17 protein-coding genes and 1 tRNA gene are annotated in these 19335 nt (G+C 61.2%); 14 read left to right on the top strand and 4 right to left on the bottom strand.

The genetic code is table 11. From position 1 onward, the window contains the following. Positions 1-9 precede the first annotated feature (9 nt). Both GEV05_12585 and GEV05_12580 read left to right on the top strand, forming a co-directional pair. On the top strand, positions 10-1467 hold the full coding sequence (locus GEV05_12585) for an ABC transporter permease subunit (GenBank protein ID MPZ44217.1): 1458 nt from the start codon (positions 10-12) through the stop codon (positions 1465-1467). 153 nt (positions 1468-1620) lie between these two features. After that, positions 1621-3696, top strand: coding sequence for a dipeptide ABC transporter ATP-binding protein (locus GEV05_12580; GenBank protein MPZ44216.1), 2076 nt, complete (start codon positions 1621-1623; stop codon positions 3694-3696). Positions 3697-3736: 40 nt separating this feature from the next. Here the strand turns inward: GEV05_12580 and GEV05_12575 are convergent, their stop codons facing one another. Further along, positions 3737-4633, bottom strand: coding sequence for a LysM peptidoglycan-binding domain-containing protein (locus GEV05_12575; GenBank protein ID MPZ44215.1), 897 nt, complete (start codon positions 4631-4633; stop codon positions 3737-3739). A 75-nt stretch (positions 4634-4708) separates the two neighbouring features. Beyond that, positions 4709-5407, bottom strand: a complete 699-nt coding sequence (locus tag GEV05_12570; GenBank protein MPZ44214.1) for a transglycosylase SLT domain-containing protein — start codon at positions 5405-5407, stop codon at positions 4709-4711. Between the two features lie 392 nt (positions 5408-5799). Here GEV05_12570 and GEV05_12565 point away from each other — a divergent pair, with 392 nt between their 5' ends. The 3 genes from GEV05_12565 to dnaQ all read left to right on the top strand — a co-directional run bounded on the left by GEV05_12565 (position 5800) and on the right by dnaQ (position 7826). Next, positions 5800-6570 carry a methyltransferase domain-containing protein gene (locus tag GEV05_12565; GenBank protein ID MPZ44213.1) on the top strand — a complete coding sequence of 257 codons (771 nt, stop codon included), beginning with the start codon at positions 5800-5802 and terminating at the stop codon, positions 6568-6570. Continuing rightward, a complete protein-coding gene (gene rnhA / locus GEV05_12560) occupies positions 6567-7040 on the top strand; it encodes a ribonuclease HI (GenBank protein ID MPZ44212.1) in 474 nt (157 codons plus the stop codon). The genes GEV05_12565 and rnhA overlap by 4 nt, the downstream gene beginning before the upstream one ends. 69 nt (positions 7041-7109) lie before the next feature. Then, positions 7110-7826: a DNA polymerase III subunit epsilon gene (gene dnaQ / locus GEV05_12555; GenBank protein MPZ44211.1), complete on the top strand. Its 717-nt coding sequence runs from the start codon at positions 7110-7112 to the stop codon at positions 7824-7826. Between the two features lie 20 nt (positions 7827-7846). Here dnaQ and nudC read toward each other — a convergent pair whose 3' ends face one another. Further along, positions 7847-8689: an NAD(+) diphosphatase gene (gene nudC, locus GEV05_12550; GenBank protein ID MPZ44210.1), complete on the bottom strand. Its 843-nt coding sequence runs from the start codon at positions 8687-8689 to the stop codon at positions 7847-7849. Positions 8690-9152: 463 nt separating this feature from the next. Here nudC and GEV05_12545 point away from each other — a divergent pair, with 463 nt between their 5' ends. Continuing rightward, positions 9153-9968 (top strand): PEP-CTERM sorting domain-containing protein, encoded by an 816-nt coding sequence (locus tag GEV05_12545; protein MPZ44209.1) that lies wholly within the window; start codon positions 9153-9155, stop codon positions 9966-9968. 432 nt (positions 9969-10400) lie between these two features. Here the strand turns inward: GEV05_12545 and GEV05_12540 are convergent. Beyond that, positions 10401-10475: transfer RNA gene (locus tag GEV05_12540), tRNA-Val, on the bottom strand. Between the two features lie 450 nt (positions 10476-10925). Between GEV05_12540 and GEV05_12535 the strand changes: the two genes are divergently transcribed. The 8 genes from GEV05_12535 to epsI all read left to right on the top strand — a co-directional run bounded on the left by GEV05_12535 (position 10926) and on the right by epsI (position 19158). Beyond that, on the top strand, positions 10926-11501 hold the full coding sequence (locus tag GEV05_12535) for a PEP-CTERM sorting domain-containing protein (protein ID MPZ44208.1): 576 nt from the start codon (positions 10926-10928) through the stop codon (positions 11499-11501). Positions 11502-11852: 351 nt separating this feature from the next. Continuing rightward, positions 11853-13310 carry an undecaprenyl-phosphate glucose phosphotransferase gene (locus GEV05_12530; protein ID MPZ44207.1) on the top strand — a complete coding sequence of 486 codons (1458 nt, stop codon included), beginning with the start codon at positions 11853-11855 and terminating at the stop codon, positions 13308-13310. A 96-nt stretch (positions 13311-13406) separates the two neighbouring features. Continuing rightward, positions 13407-14339 carry a peptidyl-prolyl cis-trans isomerase, EpsD family gene (gene epsD / locus GEV05_12525; protein MPZ44206.1) on the top strand — a complete coding sequence of 311 codons (933 nt, stop codon included), beginning with the start codon at positions 13407-13409 and terminating at the stop codon, positions 14337-14339. An 89-nt stretch (positions 14340-14428) separates the two neighbouring features. Continuing rightward, on the top strand, positions 14429-15241 hold the full coding sequence (epsE, locus tag GEV05_12520; protein ID MPZ44205.1) for a polysaccharide export protein EpsE: 813 nt from the start codon (positions 14429-14431) through the stop codon (positions 15239-15241). Position 15242: 1 nt separating this feature from the next. Further along, positions 15243-16661 (top strand): chain length determinant protein EpsF, encoded by a 1419-nt coding sequence (gene epsF, locus GEV05_12515; protein MPZ44204.1) that lies wholly within the window; start codon positions 15243-15245, stop codon positions 16659-16661. Between the two features lie 12 nt (positions 16662-16673). After that, complete coding sequence (gene epsG, locus GEV05_12510) at positions 16674-17561, top strand: chain length determinant protein tyrosine kinase EpsG (protein MPZ44203.1); 888 nt, start codon at positions 16674-16676, stop codon at positions 17559-17561. 17 nt (positions 17562-17578) lie between these two features. Beyond that, positions 17579-18466, top strand: coding sequence for an exosortase B (xrtB, locus tag GEV05_12505; protein MPZ44202.1), 888 nt, complete (start codon positions 17579-17581; stop codon positions 18464-18466). After that, positions 18463-19158, top strand: coding sequence for an EpsI family protein (gene epsI / locus GEV05_12500; protein MPZ44201.1), 696 nt, complete (start codon positions 18463-18465; stop codon positions 19156-19158). The genes xrtB and epsI overlap by 4 nt, the downstream gene beginning before the upstream one ends. Positions 19159-19335: the final 177 nt, after the last annotated feature.

Raw genomic sequence — 19335 nt, 5'->3', positions numbered from 1 at the left:
CCCGTCCTTATGCCTTTCGACCCCGTCATCCTCTGGACCGACGCCTTGGTGTATGTGCTGGTGATCGCGGTTGCCGGCGCGGCCCTCTACGTCCGCCGCCACGAGCACTTGCGCCAGCCCTGGCGGCGGGTGGCCCATAGCGCACCGGGCATGGTGGGGCTCGTCGTGCTGACCTTCTTCGTCGTATTCGGTTTGCTCGATTCGCTGCATTTCCGCGCTCGACTCGATGACGCCGGCGGCGGCAAAGCGAGCTACGCGGTGGAAGTGACCAGCGTACTGGATGCCGCCCTGCGCACGCTGCAGGAGCGGAGCGAGAAGACCTACTCGGCCCCGCTTGCTTACCGGCTGTACGCACGTGAGACGGTCGAGCTGCCCGATGGAGCTCAAAGCCGCGTGTATCCTCGGCTGCGCCACGGCGGCGCGCACCTGAAGGCACCGGAGCAGGAATGGGCAGCCGACGTGTCGAGGCGTGCATTGGCGGGCGCTGCGGGGGGCTTCATTGCCTGGGTTGCTGCGGCGATGCTCATCTGCGCAGGCATCGCGCGCGCTCGCGCTCAGAGCATCGACCAGGTCTGGCGCGCACTGGCACGCGGTGGGCTCGACCTGCCCTGGCGGGCGATACTGATCACGCTGGCATGCGTGCTGGTGCTGATCGGCGTGGCAGCGGCGCTCGCCGCCAAGTACCACGTTTTGGGAACCAGCAAGGTGGGAGAGGACGTGCTCTACCAGGCGCTCAAGAGCATTCGCACCGCGCTCGTGATCGGTACCTTGACGACTCTGGTGATGCTGCCCTTCGCCATTCTGCTCGGCATCGCCGCCGGCTACTTCAAGGGTTTGGCGGACGACGTGATCCAGTACGTCTACACCACGCTCAATTCGATTCCTGCCGTGCTGCTGATAGCAGCCGCCGTGCTCATGATGCAGGTGTATGTTGATACCCATCCCCAACTCTTCCCCTCCGGCGCCGAGCGGGCCGATCTGCGCCTGCTGTTCCTGTGCGCGATCCTCGGTGTGACCAGCTGGACGGGCCTTTGCCGCCTGCTGCGCGGAGAGACGTTGAAGATACGCGAGCTCGACTATATCCAGGCGGCGCAGGCGTTCGGCGTGAGCCACCTGCGCATCATCCTGCGTCACATCCTGCCCAACGTGATGCACATCGTGCTGATCGCGGTTGTGATGGAGTTCAGCAGCCTCGTTTTGGCCGAGGCCGTGCTGTCGTACGTCGGTGTCGGCGTCGACCCCTCGATGATCAGCTACGGCACCATGATCAACGCGGCGCGCCTGGAGATGGCACGAGACCCCATGGTGTGGTGGTCCCTGGCCGCGGCCTTCGCCTTCATGTTCGCGCTCGTGCTCGCCGCGAACTTGTTCGCCGATGCGGTGCGCGATGCGTTCGATCCCCGGGTCGCGATCGTGAAGCCCTTCAAGTTGCGGCTCGGTCGCACACTGGTCGGGAGGACAGGGTGAGCTCGGCGGGCGAGAGACGTAACGAGGGCGGGGCGGCGACGTGAGCTTCCCGGGCGAGGGGCCCCGCTTGCGGGGATCGACCGCAAAGCGAACCGGCGCCCAGCCGCCGACACCTTGGCGATCGGTTCACGACGACGATACGGAGGCGGCGACGTGAGCAAACCGCTGCTGGAGATCGAGAACCTCTGCACATGGATCGATGCGGGCGAAGAGCCCGTGCGCGCCGTCGACGGCTTGAGCCTCGCCATCCGTCCCGGGGAGACGTTTGCATTGCTCGGCGAATCGGGGTGCGGCAAATCGATTACCGCGCTTTCGATCATGCGCCTGCTTCCCGACGCGGGGCGCGTGGTGGACGGGCGCGTCGTCCTCGACGGCGTCGACCTGCTGCAATTGCCGGAAACCGAGATGCGCTCGGTGCGCGGCGCCCGCATCGGGATGATCTTTCAGGAACCGATGCTGTCGCTCAACCCGGTGCTCACGATCGGTGCGCAAATCATCGAGGTGCTCGAGCAGCACACCGCCATGGGCACGCGCGAGGCGCAGGGCAAGGCGCGCGAGCTGCTCGACTCGGTCGGCGTGCCGGATTCCGCGCGCCGCCTGCACGAGTTTCCGTTCCAGCTCTCGGGCGGATTGCGCCAGCGTGTGATGATCGCCATGGCGCTTGCCTGCGAGCCCGATCTGCTGATCGCCGACGAGCCCACGACCGCGCTCGACGTCACGATCCAGGCGCAAGTACTCGATTTGCTGCGAGAGCTGCAGCGCACGCGCGGCATGTCGATGCTGCTCATCACGCACGACCTGGGCGTGGTCGCGGGGACCGCGCATCGCGTCGGCGTGATGTATGCCGGGCAGATCGTGGAGACGGCGCCGAGCGAGGCGTTCTTCGCCGATCCGCAGCATCCGTATTCGCGCAAGCTGTTCGCGTCCCTGCCGACGCGCCACAAACGCCGCGAGATGCTTTCCGTAATCGGGGGAAGCGTGCCATCGCTGGCGCAGGAATTCTTCGGCTGCCGGTTCGCCGACCGGTGCGATTGCGCGCAGCCGCCTTGCCGGGCGATCGCGCCCGCACTCGCGTCGAGTGGGTCTGCCCGGTCGGTGCGCTGCCATCTGTACACCGAGGTACTCGGCAATCGAGGCCTTCCGGCACTGGAGCAAGAAAACGCGAGCCGGTCGCCTTCGAATGTTGCCGGCGAGAGCCCCGCCGAAGCTAGCGAAGCAGGTGAACCGCTGCTCGCGGTGACTGATTTACGGGTCCATTTTCCGATCCACAAGGGGCTGCTGCGCCGCGTGGCGGGCTATGTCCGCGCCGTCGACGGCGTATCGCTCAGCATCCCGGCCGAGCGAACGCTCGCGCTGGTGGGCGAATCGGGCTGCGGCAAGACCACGGTGGGGAAGGGCGTGCTGCAGCTGCTGCGTGCCACCGGGGGCGAGGTATTCTTCGACGGCATCGATCTGGCGCAATTGACTTCCGGTGCGCTGCGCTTGCACAGGCGCGACTTCCAGATCGTGTTTCAGGATCCGTATTCGTCGCTGAATCCCCGCATGCGAGTGGCCGAGATCATCGACGAGGGCATGGCGTCGCTGGGTGTCGGCGGGGAAGCGGAGGAAAGGGCGCGGCGCATCGACGCGTTGCTCGCCGAGGTGGGGCTGGATCCGGCCTCGAAGGCGCGCTATCCGCACGAATTCTCGGGCGGGCAACGACAGCGCATCGCCATCGCTCGCGCGTTGGCGGTGGAGCCGCGGCTGATCGTCTGCGATGAGCCGACCAGCGCGCTGGACGTGTCGGTGCAGGCCCAGATTCTGAATCTTCTGCTCGAGCTGCAACGCCGGCGTGGGCTGTCGTACCTGTTCATCACGCACAACATGGGTGTCGTGGAGTTTCTCGCCCACGAGGTTGCGGTCATGTATCTCGGACGGGTCGTGGAGCACGGGCGCGTGGAGGAGGTTTTTTCCGCGCCCAAGCATCCGTATACACGGGCGCTGCTCGCGGCAGTCCCGGTCGCGGATCCGAGCGTTCATAAGCAACCCGTGCGCATCGGCGGCGACCTGCCCTCGGCCGTATCGCCGCCGCCGGGTTGCCATTTCAGTCCACGCTGCCCCAAGGTGCACGAGCCGTGCCGCGTCGGCTACCCCGCCGAGCGGGCGCTGAGCGATACGCACTGGGTACGCTGTTACCTCTACGAAGGCGCCTCCGGGCCGAAGCGGCGCGAGGACGAGGTGGCGCAGTAAGGCGGTTCAGTCCGACGGATCAGTCCTTCAGTCCGACGGATCAGTCCTTCTGCGCGGCGTACGCGACGCGCGTGCCATCCTTGGCGTCTTTTGCGACTCGCGGGCTGTCCTTGCTGGCGGCGCGACCGCGAGCAACCGGGCCGTTGCTGCGCGCCGTCGGTTTGGTCGATTTGGTCGTGTTGGAGACCGCGCGTTTGGCGGCCGGGGTTTTCTTGCCGGTCGCGGCAACCTGTCTGCCCGAGACGCCGAGATTGAGCGACTGACCCGCCCGGATCTTGCCGTTGCGAATGCCGTTCGTGGCCGCCAGTTGCGCGACGCTCAGCCGATAGCGGCGAGCAATTCCTGCCAGGGTCTCGCCCGCCTTGACGACATGCTTGGCTGCCTGGACGGCTACTGCTGCGGGGCCGGCCACTGGCGCCACGACAGGCGCCGCGAACCCGGCGGCCGCGATGTCGCTGCCGGCCTGATCGCCAGCCGCGGGAACCAGGATCGTCAGCCCGACGAGACTACGTAGCCGGGCCGGAATGCTGTTGATTGCCTTCAGGCGCGACAGCGCGATGCCGAAGCGCTGTGCGATGCGCTCGATCCGGTCTCCCTTTTTGATGGTATAGGACTGCCAGGAGGTGAGCGATTCGCCGTGCGTTTGCAGGTTTGTCTGAAAGACTTCCGCCCTGTCCGCCGGCAACAGAATCGGCTGACTTGTATCGGCGCGGATCACCGGCCGATTGTGCGAGGGATTGAGCGCCTGGAACTCTTCCACCGGCGTGTCGGCAAGCTTGGCGGCGAGCTTCACGTCGATGTGCTGGTCGGTGGTCACGACAGCGAAGTAGGGCCGATTCTGCACCTCGGCGAGCGTCAAGCCATGGCTTTCCGGTCGCGTGACGATGTTTTTCACCGCCATGAGCTTGGGGATGTAATTGCGCGTTTCGGCGGGCATGTCGAGGCTCAGGTAGTCGGCCTTGAGCCCGCGGGATTCGTTGCGCTGAACCGCGCGAGCGACCGCGCCCTCGCCTCAGTTATAGGAAGCGAGCGCAAGCTCCCACGAGCCGAACATCTCGTAGAGTTTCTCCAGGTAGTCGAGCGCCGCCCGCGTGGCAGCCAGCACGTCGCGGCGCTCGTCCTGCCACCAGTTCTGTTTCAGGCCGTAAATCTTGCCGGTGGATGGAATAAATTGCCATATGCCCGAAGCATGGGAGGTCGAGTATGCATTCGGGTTATAGGCGCTTTCGATCATCGGCAGCAACGCAATCTCGGCTGGCATGCCGCGCTTTTCGACTTCCTCGACGATGTAGTAGAGATAGCGCTCGGCCCGCGCCACCATGCGAGCCACATAGTCCGGCCGGCTCGCATACCAGTTCTCCCACTCCTTCACCAACGGCGAGTCGAGCTCCTGCATGGCGTACGAAGCCCGGATGCGATCCCACAGGCTCGTATGAGCCGAGGCCGCGTTGGTTGCCGAGCTGAAGGGAATGTCGCCGAGCGTCAGGCCCGCGGGTCCGGCACCTTCGGCCTGCTCGTGCGGCAGGTGGGGGCGCGGCAACAGCAAGGCGGGCTCGGTCGGCACGGGCGAGGCGAGCGTCAAGGTTCCAACGTCGATGATCTCGACCTCGGCGGCGGGCTCATCGAACGCAAATGCCTGGGTTGAAGCTGCGCTCAGGCCGTACGTCAGCACGAGTAGCGCGACTGCGCGCATCGCCTTGAAATCTGGCATGCCACCCCCGGAGAACGTATTCCCGGCGCGATGTTAGACAAAGATACGCGTCGGGCCAATGGTTTATGGTTGTATTTTAGAGTGCCGCATTAGGAATGTGGCCCACTTTGCTGCGTCGGGGCTAACTCCCTGCACGTCGACCTGCGCGACGCTTCGACCGGCGACCCGCCATTCGCAAAAACATGCATGGCTCTCAAGGGCACACCCGCACGGCGGATTTCGACAATAATAGGCCCGTCATGTGCAGGCTCGATCGAGAACCAAGCGGACGAAATGGCTTTGTTCGACGTTATGGCTCGGCGCCGGCAAATCGCCGATTCGCGTACTCGGCGTGTGTACCGGACTCCTGGCCGGCGGGCGGTGACTCACAACCTTCGCTGTAATGGACGCCTATGGCAACAGTGCAACATCCCCAAGTGACCGCTGAGGCGCTCGCGACCTGGTTCGATACCGCTCTGGGTCAGTATGTGCTCGAGCGCGAACGCGAGTATTACGACCGCGTGGTCGCCGACATCTTCGGCTACAACGCGCTGCAATACGGCTCGGCGCAAATCGACCTGCTGCGGACCTCGCGCATCCCGTCGCATTGGTGTATCGGCTCCGCCGGTCCGATTGCGCTCAAGGCCGACTTTCGCGATCTGCCCATCGCCGCCAACAGCATCGACCTGGTCGTCCTGCCGCACGTGCTGGAATTCACCGACGACCCGCATCAGATCCTGCGCGAAGTCGTGCGCGTGCTGGTTCCCGAAGGGCAGGTCGTCATTTCCGGTTTCAATCCTTGGAGCCTGCTCGGCTTGAAGCGCATTGTGCCGAGCGCGTATGCGCAGACGCCGTGGAATGGGCGTTTCATCAATCTGCCGCGGCTCAAGGACTGGTTGTCGCTGTTGTCGTTCGACGTTATCGGCGGGTGTATGCACGGCTATGTTCCGCCGTTCTCGCAGGAGCAGTGGCTGCGCCGCTTCCACTTCCTCGATTCGGCCGGCGACCGCTGGTGGCCGTTCGCCGGAGGAATCTACCTGCTGCAGGCGGTGAAGCGCGTGCGCGGCATGCGCGTCATCACGCCGAGCTGGCGTCCGGCGATCGCAACGAGCGGCAACGTGGTGGCGCTGCGGCGCGTGCGCGGGCGCGCCATGGCGGCCCGGGAGTCGACGCAGAAGCGATGAGCGTCGAGGCGATCGATGTGTACGCCGACGGCGCATGCAAGGGCAATCCGGGTCCCGGCGGTTGGGGCGTGCGGCTCGAGTGGGGCGCTCACAGCAAGGAGCTGTACGGCGGCGAGCCCCTGACGACCAACAACCGCATGGAGCTCACCGCGGTCATTCGCGCCCTCGAAGCGCTCAAGCGGCCCTCGGTCGTGCGCATCCACACCGATTCGCAATACGTGCAAAAAGGCATCACCGCGTGGATCGGCAATTGGAAACGGCGTGGCTGGCGCACGGTGGATAAGACGCCCGTCAAGAACGAAGACCTGTGGCGACGCCTGGACGAACTGGCGGCGCTTCATCGCGTCGAATGGTTCTGGGTCAAGGGCCATGCCGGCCACGTGGGCAACGAACGTGCCGACCGGCTTGCGAACATGGGGATCACGGGCTCGCATCTCGATGCCGAGCGTGATGTTTCAGGGATTGGCTGATAGACTCGCGCCCATTCGCATGCGGGGAGCGCAGCCGATGCACAAGAAGATTATTCCAGACGCGTTGCGATGACGCGTCAGATCGTGCTGGACACCGAGACCACGGGTCTCGAACCGGAACTGGGTCATCGCGTGATCGAGCTCGGCGCGGTGGAGCTGCTGAACCGCCGCTCGACCGGAAATCATTTCCACTACTACGTCAACCCGGAGCGGTCGAGCGACGAAGCAGCGTTGCAGGTGCACGGCATCTCGGACGAGTTCCTGCTCGACAAGCCGAAGTTCCGCGAGGTCGCGGCCCAGTTCCTGGACTACATCAGCGGCGCGGAGCTCATCATCCATAACGCTGCCTTCGATGTCGCCTTCCTGAATGCGGAGCTCGCGCGCACCGGATTGCCGCCGATCTGCGAATCCTGTCCCTCGGTGATCGACAGCTGGCAGCTCGCACGCGATTTGCACCCGGGGAAGAAGAACGGGCTCGACGCGTTATGCGATCGATACGGAATCGACAACTCGACGCGCACGTTGCACGGGGCGCTGCTGGACGCGCAACTGCTGGCCGAGGTTTATCTCGCCATGACGCGCGGCCAGGAGAGCCTGCTGATCGGGCTCGGCGACGAAACCCCGGCCCATCTCGATGTCGACGTCATCGAGCACTACACGCTCACGGTTCTGGTCGCAAGCGCCGAGGAACTGACTGCACACGAGCAATATCTGGTCGATCTGGACAAGGCTTGTCGGGGCGCGTGCGTGTGGAATCGGTGCGGGGCGGTGGAGCTGAGTGCTTGAGAAAAGACTGATCAGCCCCCTCAGTTCCGGCGTCCATCGAGGAGCTCCGCGCACACCGAATCGATGAGCCAGCGCGAGATGCTTATGCGATCGGGGACGTTCGGCAGCTCGCCGGGATCGAACCAGCGCGCCTCCTCGATCTCCACCCCGTCCGGCCGGACCTCGCCCCCTGCGTACTCGGCGGTGAACGCGATCATGAGCGAGTTCGGAAACGGCCACGACTGGCTGCCGAAGTAGCGAATATTCTTCACCTCCACGCCGACCTCTTCACGGGTTTCCCGGACTACCGTCTGCCCCAGCGATTCGCCAGCCTCCACGAAGCCTGCCAGGGCACTGAAACGGTTTTTCGGGGAGGCGGGCTTGCGGGCAAGCAGGACCTGACGGCCGTTCGTGATCAGTACCATGATGGCCGGATTGATCCGCGGATAGACGCTGAGCCGACAGCCCGGACACGTCCGCGCGCGCTCGTCGGCCCGGGGCGTTGTCGGTGAGCCGCATCGGCCGCAAAACTGGTGAGTCCGGTCCCACTCGATGAGCTGCGAGGCCCGGCTCGCAATGCCGACCAGGACCTCATCGAAGCGGCCGAACAGCGCCCTCAGCCCCTCCCATGCCATCCCCTCGGGCGTATGCGGCGTCGCGATTTCGGCTGCGTAGGCGGGTTCGCCGTTCAGAGTGCCGAGAAACTGGATGCGACCGGGTTCCAGGCCGAGCTCGGCGAGATGCGCGCATTTCGGCACGAGTAGCTCTTCGCCGGAGACCGCCACCAGCATCCTACCCTCGTGGAATACGAACCATCGGGCAGGACGGCCATCGCAATCACTGCTGATGGCCGGAGCGAAATCCGTACTGTACGAAGCATTCATTGCGATTCCTCGGCGATGGGCGCTTGTCGTTATGCGGGGTGCCGCTCGCATCTTCCTTCATGCGGGATTGTACCGTCTTCATGAGACGCGCCGACCCGGGGAGGCGATCAAGCCGCGCAGCGGCTCCGAGGATTACCTATCGAAAATTACGCCGGCATCGAGGACGTGAGTGTCGTAGTGATTCTCCATCGAGCGGCGATCTCGATCGTTCGCGTATCGGCGTGCGGTGTGGTCGATGGGCTATCTCCATCGAAATGGCATCTGCATAAAGGCCCGTTCCTTCGACTGCCTTGTCGCAACCAAGCGACATTCCAGGCGACGCCACCCCCGTGCATGTGCCCCGTGCATGTGAATTGCAACAAGTCATGAGGCGCCCGGGGAGGCAAGAGGCATGCCCGGGAGTCGAAAAACCTTTAACGGCGGAATGTGAACCACGTCTCAACGTTTCGCAAAACCGTGGTCTATGTTTTCCGTTCCACTGACGACGTATAAAAGGAGCCAGGATATGAGAAGAACGTCCAAGAAATGGTTGGCGGCGGGGTCGGTACTGCTCGCTGCCGCCACGAGCCAAGCGCTCGCCGTCAATATCGGAGGCCTCGAGATCCCTCTGGGCACAACGTTCACGGCCGGGCAAATCTATACCAATGTGCCATCAGCCGTTGGAGGTGAACTGACCGGTTACGGGAAGATCGATTCCGTCAATTCGTTCGCTACGGGAGATCTTTGCGGCGGTTGCGAGCTCACATATGTATTCGATGGTTACACCGTGAGTTCGATTGACATTGTTGACGGTTCTGTGTCCTTTGACGGCGGTTCCGTACGTGTCTACATGGGCACGGGCGCGACCAAGGACTTCAGCACCCAGAACGCCGGGAGCTCGGTTGCCGACGATATGATCGAGGCTTCGAACGGCACGCTGTGGCTCACGCTCAAAGGGCACGATATCGACGCGGCCGGTAACACGTTCAGGAGCGAGGGCGAAAATATCGGCACGCCCGCATTCACCGGCCATGGTTTCGGACTGCTCGATGTCGATACCAGCGCCGGTGGCGTGGCGAACGCGTCGTTCGATTCGAATACGGTCCCGGCGTTATTTGGCGGGAATGCCGACTTTCTCATCGGCTCGTCGTTCAACGGCCTGGCGCCGCCGTATCCGGATACCCTGCGCGGAAGCATGGACTTGACGACCACGGCTGTTCCCGAGCCCGAGACCTATGCGTTGATGCTTTCGGCTTTGGGATTGATCGGTTATGTGGTACATCGCCGCCGCCGTGTCTAATAACTATTGAGCTTTTAGATCCCGTCTTTGGCCCCGCTTCGTGCGGGGCTTTTCGTTCTATAGCACCGCTTGTCGGGGTCCGGCGTCAGGTACTCAATTTGCGGTGCTGGCGTTTCCCGGCCTGGCGGCAGACACGACCAGAGAAGAGTGTGCTAGGAGTGATCAAATACTACCATGTCATGAAAAAAGACGGCTCGTGGCACCTGTACGCAGGCAATTCACCTGCTGCGCTGGTAAGCGACAGCGAGCAGGCGCGTGTAATCAGGGCTGCCCGGTCCCTGGCCCGACAGAGCGGGGCGAGGATCGTGCTACACAAGACGACGGCCTCGGATGGAACGTTTGGATCGGCCGCCGCGGCCAACGGCTCGTCACCGAAGACGGCCAGTTAGGGACCGGGCAATGGCCTGGTGAGTGGCACCAGGAGTTCGGACTTGGTGGGCGGTACTGGGTTCGAACCAGTGACTCCTGCCGTGTGAAGACAGTGCTCTACCGCTGAGCTAACCGCCCGAAATGGAAGGCAAAGTTTAGCATCCAAGGCTATTGGACGGCAACCGTGGTTTGTAGCAACCCTACCGAAGTCGCATACCGTCGCCTATGACTAAGGGACTGCGGACGGATTCATGGACGAGAGCGTACCTTACTCTCGAAGCATGGTTGGCACCGGGCGCAGAAGACCTAAAAACTTATGCCAGAGTCGTGACGCAGTTAACAGTGATATCAGCCCCAAGGGCGCACAATTTTAAGCATACCCGGCGCTTGTATGTGGCCAGCCTGGAGCAATCGAAGTTGCCGGCAGGAGTAAGAAGTGGCAGGAGTAAGAAGTGGCAGGAGTAAGAAGTCTGTAATCGAGGCAAAGTATAGTACGCTTTCCTCGGGTCACTGAGTTCAGCCACGGGATTAGGCGAATGTGCTGCCCGTGTTTGCTAGCCAAAGGGTCAAAAAGAAGAGGGTGAAGCAATGTCTAGACTACCGATGAAGCAGTTGGCATGTGCAGTAGCGTTGTCCGGCGCTTGTGTTACATCGAACGCAGCGATAACCGATCTGGGCACCCTGAATATAGGCGCCACTCCATTCGCCGGTTTCATCTTGGGTGGTCCGCCCCCCGTATCCCTCGGCGACTTCTTCACGTTCGTGCTACCGCCGAATGGCGGGTCCGCATATTCCGTGGTTAATTTTCCTATTCCACCGCTGAATTTGGACTTGATGTTTACATCATTGTCCTTGTTCTCGATGGGCGCTGATGCTGCCATCGGCGGCGGTGACGACGTCTTGATGGATTCCGATAGCGGCGTTGCAGGTAGTGGTGGAACGGAACTGAGTGTGAATTTCGGTCCACAAGGTGCCTCACAAAATATGTATCTGGCCGTGAGCGGGTTTACTACCGGCTCGGCTGGTGGGGCGTACAACGGTGCGATCTCCGTCACTTCAATACCCGAACCCGAAGTTTGGGCGATGATGTTGGTGGGTGTGGGTTTGGTCGGCTTTCGTCTGAGGAATAGGAGCAAGCGGGCGTCTGCCAGCCGGTTCGCGTAGACCGCCGTAGCGAGTTCGGTCGTTAGTTTCGCTTGCCTTAGGCTGTCGGCCCCACGGCCGACAGCCTTTAATTTTCTGTGGCAGGTAATTAATGCCTCGCAGGGCAAAAATTGCCAGTCCGTTGTCGTTGTACAGACGAGTGGCCCACAAGTGTGCGAGCGAATCAAGGGGCGCGGCATCAGGCGAGAGTGGTTGCTTCGTGGTGCAGCTCGCACGCTTGGCACCTCCGCACTTTGGCGCCTCAGCCGAAAGCGCGTATCGCCTTGCGGTTTCGGCCGCAGTCCCGGGCATGGCGCATGCCACATTGAGTAGTTAACGCATAGGCGCACGAGTTCAGAACAAGGCATCATGATGGAATCGAAAGAGCTGTCTTTCGCCCATACTCGCCCGCAGCTACCTGCGCGGGGTGGCGGAGTGGTGGTATCCACAGGTCTGGAGAGTCCGCTTACCGCGTTAGTCAACAGCCTGCTCCATCCCCTTCTTGCTACTGCCAGTCTGCTGGTCTGCGTTTATGCTTACGGCGAGCACTTCACTGGGTATTATTTGCTCCTGACGGTCTTGACGTTCTTCATTGCCTCCCAGGTGTTCGACGAGATCGATATCCTGGTTCCGTGGAGCTCTTTTCATCTCACCCGGTTGATCCGGGGCGTTGTCGTCGGATGGGGCATCGTTGCAGCCATATTGCTCTTCTTGGGATATGCCACACAACTAACGACGAATTTTCAATACAACGTAATATTGACGTGGTTTGCCGTCACTCCGTTGACGCTTCTTTTAGGAACCAAACTCGCGCGCTCGTTGGTCCGTCGCGCTGTCATCAGTGGAGCAATAGCCAGGTCCGCAATCGTCGTCGGTGCGAATGAGTTGGGACGCGAATTGGTCGCTCGTTTCCGGCGAGACTTGTATTCCGGAACGAACGTGCGCGGCTATTTCGACGATCGACGATCGAGCCGGCTGACGGGACTGGATAAGTCAGAGTTGCTCGGCAAGGTTGCCGACGCGTCCGAGTTTGTGAAGCGCAACAACATCGATTGCGTCTATATTGCTCTGCCCATCGCAGCTCAGCCTCGGATCATCGATTTGATCAACGCCCTTCGCGACAGCACGGCGTCCGTTTATTTCGCGCCGCATCTGTTCGTATTCGACCTTATCCAGGCGCGGGTCGATTCGGTCAACGGAATTCCAGTCGTCGCCGTATGCGAAACGCCCATATTCGGCGTGAACGCCGTCGTCAAACGCGTGTTCGACGTAACCATGGCGACAACCATCGTGCTCTTGATCTGGCCTCTGATGGCGATGATCGCGCTCGGAGTTAGGATCACATCGCCCGGCCCTGCTTTGTTCAAGCAACGACGCTACGGCCTGGGTGGAGAAGAAATCATGGTGTATAAGTTCAGGACCATGACCGTCCAGGAGGACGGGTCTCATGTGATTCAGGCACGGAAAAACGATGGGCGAGTTACGCGCTTCGGTGCTTTTCTGCGGAGGACGTCCCTGGACGAGTTGCCGCAATTCCTGAACGTGCTCGGCGGCAGTATGAGTATTGTCGGCCCTCGTCCGCACGCCATATCCCACAACGAGCAGTACCGTAAGTTGATCGACGGTTACATGATCCGGCACAAGGTAAAGCCCGGGATAACCGGGTGGGCGCAGGTCAACGGATTTCGCGGGGAGACAGACACCGTAGGCAAAATGCGCAAGCGAATCGAGTATGATCTCGACTACTTGCGCAACTGGTCGGTTTCACTTGACCTATGGATCATGGTGAAGACGATGTTCACGATTCTGAAGGATCGGAACGCGTACTGAAGCTTGGCGCGGACGACCTTGGGCTCACGAAGTCGGGTTCCGCGGTAAATTGCGGTATATCATAGGCTTGTCATAAGATACTAGGACTATTTCAAGATGAACCTTGCGTGTGGGAAAAGCGTTGGATCGCTGCTGCTCGTCGCCGTGCTGGCCGGGTGTGGCAGCGAAGAGGATAAGCCCGCGAGTCAAACGGCGGCCAAGGTCAACGACGATGAAGTGACCGTGCATCAGATCAACGCGGAGTTACAGCGGCTCGCGGGCAATTTGCCCCAAGGTGCGGACACGGAAGCCGCAACCAAACGCATCCTGGAGGGGCTGATCGACCAGACCCTATTGGTTCAGCAAGCGGTGGAAGCGAAACTCGACAGGGACCCGCAAGTTCTGCAGCAATTGGAGTCTTCGCGCCGGCAGATCCTTGCTCAGGCTTACGTGGACCGCCAGGCCGCTGGTTCTCCAGCGACGCCGGAACAAATCAAGGAATTCTATGCAAAGCATCCGGGTTTGTTTGAGCATCGGCGAGTTTACGCTTTCAGGGAATTCGTATTCGAACGAGCCAAGTATTCGGAGCAGTTGCGTGAACAACTGAACGCCGCAAAGACGCCTGCCGATGTAAGCAAAATCCTCAATGCCGCAGGCATTCGTTACCGGGAAAGGAACAGCACTCGCCCGGCCGAAGCATTGCCTATCGAAGCATTGCCGCGTATTGCGAAGATGAACAAGGGCGACACGGCGGCCTTCACCGATCAGAACGTGGCAAACGTCCTGATGCTTCTCGACTACGCCGAGCAACCGGTGCCGATGGAGCGAGCGACGCAGGCGATTCAGCGCTATCTCTTCAACCAGAAACGACGTGAGGTGGCCCAGGACAGCGCGAAGGATTTGCGAGCGAAAGCCAAGATTGAGTATGTCGGGAATTACGCGAAATCGGATGTCGATGCGGTCGATGCCAAGTCCAGTCCAGCGCCTGCTACGCAGGAGCAGAAGGCGGACGATCATATCGAGAAGGGTGTGGCCGGCTTGCGACGGTGAGCCGCGTTACGCGTTCGTGAAGGAAACAGCAAGGAATTGTTCTTGGATGGGCGGGCCCTTCGACAAAACATGCGCGATCGGGAGATAACTTGAAAACATTTGCCATCTTGTTCATCGCTTGGGTCAGCGCCTGTTTGCTTCCCGCAGCGGCGCAAGCACAGCCGACGCAGCCGGCCTACGAGTATCGCCTGGGTCCCGGCGACGTCGTCCGGATCAGCGTATACAACAATCCAGACCTGCTGACCGAGGCTCAGATCACCCAGGAAGGGCGAATAACATTTCCGCTCATCGGAGAGGTGCAAATCGGAGGGCTGGAGAAGGGCCAAGCGGAACAGGTGATCGCACGTCGCCTGGGTGAAGGAGGCTTTGTCATCAAGCCGCAGGTCAACCTGCTCACGCTCGGATTCAAGAGCCAGCAGATCTCGGTACTGGGGCAAGTGAATCGCCCAGGGAAATACCCCATCGAGCAGGCAAGCACGCTCGCAGACCTGCTCGCTATCGCCGGCGGGATTTCGCAGACGGGCGCGGACGTGATTACGCACATCACGCGGGGAGTCGATGGCAAAACGGTGAAGCGCGAGATCGATATTCACGATGCACTGAAAAGCGGCGAAATGGAAAAGAACTTTCCGGTGGCCAATGGAGACATCATCTTCGTGCCCCGCGGGCCGCTTTTCTATATCTACGGCGAAGTCCAGCGGCCAGGCGCGTATCGTCTGGAAAAGGAAATGACCGTGATACAAGCCCTCTCGGTCGGTGGCGGCCTGAGTGTCCGTGGAACCGAGCGTGGAATACGCATCAATCGCCATAGCGGGAACGGCACGGTGCAGACGCTGGAGACCAAGATGAGCGACCGGGTGCAGGAGAACGACGTGATCTACGTTAAGGAAAGCCTGTTCTGAAATGAGCCTACAACAGTTCCTCCGGATCCTTCGCGCGCGTTGGCTGCTGGTGTTGCTCACGATCGTGATTACGGTCGGAGCCACCATTGCAGTCAGCCTCCTTTTGCCTCCCCGCTACACAGCAACCGCCACGGTGCTGGTGGATTTCAAGGGTGTGGATCCGATTTCGGGTGGTGCCATGCCGATGCTGCCTATGTCGGGCTATCTCGCGACCCAGGTGGACATCATCAAGAGCCATAGCGTCGCACGTCGCGCGGTCGATGTGCTCAAGCTGGCCGACAATCCGACGGCCAGGGACCTGTTCATGAAAGAAACCGGGGGCAGGGGCAATATTCGCGATTGGCTGGCCGATCTGCTTTTGAAGAATTTGGATATCGATCCGTCCCGCGATAGCACCGTGATCAACCTGGCTTATACCGGAAACGATCCTCGTTTTTCCGCGGCGGTCGCGAACGCGTTTGTCCATAGCTACATAACGACGAATCTCGACTTGAAGACCGAGCCTGCCCGCGAGACAAACGTGTTTTTCAACGAGCAAATCAAGACGATGAAAGACAATCTCGAACGGGCGCAAAGCCGGCTCTCGGAGTATCAGCGGGAGAACGGAATTATCGCCACCGACGAGCGGCTCGACGTTGCGAACAGCCGGCTGAACGATCTTTCGTCCCAATTGGTTGGGGCTCAGGCGCAAACATACGACAGCGTGGGGCGCCAGCGGCAGGTGCAGGAACTGGTCGCGAGAGGGCAGGTGCCGGACACACTGCCGGACGTCCTGACAAACCCGGTGATACAGAGTCTCAAGACGAACCTCGCCCAGCTGGAGACCAAGCAGAACGATTTGACAACGCGGGTCGGGAAGAACCATCCGGCGTCCCAGGCCGTGAGCGCGGAGATCGCCGGAGTGAAGCGCCAACTGCTCGACGAGATGAAGACCATAAGTAGCGCGCTCGGAGCGTCTGCCAATCTTGCCGGACGCCGGGAAGGCGAGATTCGAGATTCACTAGCCGCACAGCGGTCGAAGGTGCTGCAGATGAAGAAGGTGCGGGAAGATCAGGCAATCCTGCTGCGCGAGGTGGACGCTGCCCAGCGTGCCTATGACGCGGCCATGGGCCGCATGACGCAGACGCGGCTCGAAAGTCTGACAACCCAGACCAACATCATGGTAATCAACGAAGCGATCGAGCCGATGGCTCCGTCCTTCCCCAGGCTGCTCCTCAACATCGCCCTGTCGTTCGTTCTCGGGTCGATGCTCGCGGTCGGCTTTGCCCTGTTGAGGGAGATGTCCGATCGGATCGTGCGCTCCGAAGCGGACATCGTGGACGCGCTGGGCATGCCGCTGCTCGGGGCGCTCGATCGCCAATCCCGGCGCCTGCGGCGTCGCAGCCTGCCTGCACGACCCGCCGCGCTTTCGAGGGCCTGAGGAGATCGATTTATGAGCAGCATCATCGAGCGGTTGAGCGGAAACGTACCGGCGGCCGGAACTCATCAGGCCGCTGATCGCTCCATCGGCAAAATCCTGCTCGACGCGGGGAAATTGAAACCAGGCGACGCAGAGCGTGCCCTGCGGCTTTCCAAGGACAAGGGAATCCGCTTCGGCGAAGCATGTACGCAGCTGAAGCTTGTCGAGCAGTCCGACATCGACAGCGCGTTGTCCGATCAGTTCGACTATCCCTACTTGCGCCCGGGCGATGCGAACCTAAGCGCTGAGCTCGTGGCAGCTTATCAACCTTTCAGCGAGCAAGTCGAAGCCCTTCGCGCCTTGCGCACGCAGCTGTTGTTGCGCTGGTTCAGCACGGAACGCAAGGCGCTTGCCATCGTAAGCCCGTCCCAAGGCGATGGCCGCAGCTACCTGGCGGCGAACCTCGCCATCGTCTTTTCGCAGCTCGGCGAGAAGACCTTGCTCATAGACGCCGATATGCGGGACGCGCGCCAGCACGAGCTCTTCAAGTTACCGAATCAATATGGGCTGTCGGCCCTGTTGAGCAGACGCATCAATGGTGCGGCCATTGAACGAGTCGGGCACTTTGCCAACCTGTCGGTTCTGCCTGCCGGGGCCATTCCGCCCAATCCTCTCGAGCTGGTGAGCCGCCCGGAGTTCGCCGAGCTCATGGCGCGTGAGTCGGCTGGCTATGACGTCGTATTGATCGACACGCCTGCGGCCGACGCTTCGGCCGATGCGCAGGCGATCGCGGCGAGAGCGCGGGGCGCCCTGGTCGTCGCCCGCGAAGGCCGATCCCGGTTGGAGTCCCTGAGTCGGCTTGGAATTGCGATTCAAAGTACGCAAGCCGAAGTGGTGGGTTGCGTCCTGAACCGGATCTAGGTGGCCGTCCGAAGCGCATGTCGAGCATTGTTTCCCCTCAGCCGTCTAACGGCCTGCTCGCACGTCATTGGATTCGGTGGATCCCGATTGCGATCAGCTTGTTTGCGCTGTACGTTCCGACCTTCGTGGACTTGGGACGCAGCCTGTGGACCCAAGATGATCACATGCATGGTCCGATCGTGCTGGCTGTCGTGTTGTGGATCGTATGGCAACAACGCTCCGAGCTCCTCGCAGCCGACACTCCTCGCTTTTGGACAGGCATTGCCGGCCTGACCTTCGGGCTCGCCCTCTACGTACTGGGACGTTCCCAAGACATCGTTATCTTCGAAGTGGGCTCGCTGATTGTGGTACTCGGCGGCGTGCTGCTGGCAATGCAGGGTTGGCAAACCGTTTGGCGATTCAAGTTTCCGCTGCTTTTTATTTTGTTCATGCTACCGCTTCCAGGCGTTCTGGTCGATGCGCTCACCGGTCCGTTGAAGCAGCAGGTGTCGGGTATCGCGGAAAACATGCTTTACGCCCTGGGATATCCGATCGGCCGCACGGGCGTGATTCTGACGGTGGGGCCGTACCAACTCCTGGTGGCCGACGCGTGCTCCGGACTGCATTCGTTGATTTCCATGTCGGCCATGGGCTTGCTGTACATCTATCTCATGGACCATCGCAATCTGTGGCGCAATCTCGTGCTCGCCGCCTGCCTGCTCCCGATCGCGTTCGCGGCTAACGTGGTCCGCGTCAGCGTCCTTGTCCTTGTCACCTATCACTTCGGCGATGAGGCGGGACAGGGATTCATTCACGGGTTTTCCGGCATATTCCTGTTCGTCGTCGGATTGCTCATATTGTTCGTGATCGACGCAGCGCTGGGGCATTTTCGAACGTTCGCACGCACCGAACCGAGGCTGACATGAACGCGCAGTCGCTGATTAAACCGATTCTGTTGGCAATTCTGATGCTCATTGCTGCCGGATTGACGATCGCAGCCACGCCGAGGCAGCGCATGGCAGATCTCGGACCGAAGCTGGATCTGGAGCAGATCGTGCCGGAGTCGCTCGGAGACTGGCGGATCGATCGATCCATAATGCCCGTCGTGCCTGCACCCGACGTTCAGGCAAAGCTCGATCAGATATACAACCAGACCCTGGCAAGGACCTACGTCGACAAGCAAGGCAACAGGGTCATGCTTTCCATCGCCTATGGAGGCGATCAAAGCGACGCGATGCGAGCGCATCGTCCGGAAGTCTGCTATGCGGCGCAAGGTTTTCAGGTTGTCCGTTCTTCGTTGTCCCAGGTGGCAACTCAGTTCGGTGTGCTTCCGGTGAAGCGGCTGATCGCAACCAAAGGGACGCGCCACGAGCCGATCACGTACTGGATCGTGGTTGGGGACAACATCGTTCTCGACGGTTTGCAGCAAAAGCTGGCTCAGTTGCGCTATGGGCTGACAGGCACGATTCCAGATGGCGTGCTGGTGCGAGTTTCGACCATCGATACGAACAGCGAACACAGTTTCCAGGTGCAGGATCGGTTCCTGAAGACGTTCGTTTCGGCCATTGAAGGTGAGGTCCGGGCTCGGATTGCCGGCCGTTTCGAAACGGCCGGTTGATGCGCCAGCCCTGCGGTAGGACCAAGTGTTCTGTGGCTGCATGATCGGGCGCGAGAAGGCTATGCCATGGTCGAAGTGGCTTTCGCCCGCGCCGTGCGCGAGTTCATCGACATCGCACAAGAGTCCGAACTCGAGGATGGTCTGGCTGCCGATTGCGTCCGACTATCGATATGTCAG

The sequence above is a fragment of the Betaproteobacteria bacterium genome, assembly GCA_009377585.1.
Classification (GTDB): Bacteria; Pseudomonadota; Gammaproteobacteria; order Burkholderiales; family WYBJ01; genus WYBJ01.
This window is presented reverse-complemented; position numbering and strand designations above follow the sequence as displayed.